This is a genomic window from Nocardioides sp. B129/18, assembly GCF_055282735.1.
In genome coordinates this window covers 1-350 of record NZ_JBUZJI010000048.1, presented here as the reverse complement: position 1 = coordinate 350, position 350 = coordinate 1, and positions in this window count along the sequence as shown.

Genomic DNA, 350 nt, shown 5'->3' with positions numbered 1-350 from the left:
CAGCGACGCGCCCTGCGTCCTCGATTTGGCATGTCGACGCAGGGCGCGTACTGTTCTCCGAGTCGTCAGGGAGCGGCGGAGAGCAAGGCGGGTCTCGCCGGGCTCTCGGCCCCGAGACGGCCACCTCAGCTTGATCGTCCTGATCGAGATGCACCGGCGGTGCCGGGCTCACCGAACAGGACTGCGCAAGCCTGCGGTGAGGGACGAGAAATCGCCCCGATTTGCGAAGCGGAAACGCAGTCGCTAAGTTTTAAACCAAGCGCCGGGGCAAGGCGGAAAACAAACCGCCCCAAGCCGGAGAGCGTCTGATGTTTGAGAACTCAACAGTGTGTTGGATAGTCGACGAATTA